Source organism: Streptomyces sp. CBMA123 (genome assembly GCF_014596465.1).
GTDB lineage: Bacteria > Actinomycetota > Actinomycetes > Streptomycetales > Streptomycetaceae > Kitasatospora.
Map to the genome: position 1 here is coordinate 1 of NZ_MECK01000521.1, position 828 is coordinate 828.

The following is an 828-nucleotide window of genomic DNA, read 5'->3' on the forward strand; positions in this document are numbered from 1 at the left end:
CTCACCGACCTCGCCGAGCGCGGCGACCACCTGCCGCTGGCCCTGCGCCTGGCCGCGGCGCGGCTGGCCGCCCGCCCGGACTGGTCGCCGGCCGACCTCGCCGCCGACCTCGCCGACGAGCAGACCGGCCTGGCCGCCCTGGCGGGCGTCGGCACCGAATGCGGCCCGACCGGCGTCACCGCCGCCCTGGACCGCACCTACCGGACCCTGCCGCCCCCCGCCGCCCGGCTGTTCACCCTGCTGGGGCTGCACCCCGGCGCGGAGATCGACACCGCCACCGCCGCCGCCCTCGCCGACCTGCCGCCCGCCGCCGTCCGTACCCAGCTGACCGCCCTCGACGCCGTCCACCTGCTGGCGGAGACCACCCCCGGCCGCTACGCCCGCCGTGAGCTGGTCCGCCGCTACGCCGCCGGGCAGGCCGCCGCGCTGGACTGCACCGAGCGCTTCGGTGCGCTCGACCGGCTGATCGCCCACTACCTGGAGCTCACCGCCCCCTGGGGCGGCGACCAGGCGGACGGGGCCGCCACCGCCCGGCCACCGGCCTGGTTCCGCCGGGAGGAGAGCGCCCTGCGCGCCGTCGTCCTCTGCGCCGAACAGTACGGCCGCACCGGCGCCGCCTGGCAACTCGCCCACCGGATCAGCCTGTTGCACGAACGGTCGGACGAGGCCGCCGGCCGGGACCGGACGCACTGGCGGGCCGTCGCCGAGATCGGGCTGCGCGCCGCGCACGCCGACCGGGACGACGCCGCCCTCGCCCGGCTGGGCACCGACCTCGCCGTCCTGCACGTCCGCCGGGCGGCCCACCGCACCGCCCTGGAACAGCTGGAC

Annotated in this window: 1 pseudogene; it reads left to right on the forward strand. The window is 79.3% G+C overall.

The annotated features are described in order from the left end of the window. Positions 1-828 (forward strand): annotated as a pseudogene (locus BG452_RS35780) (hypothetical protein); the annotation flags it as partial.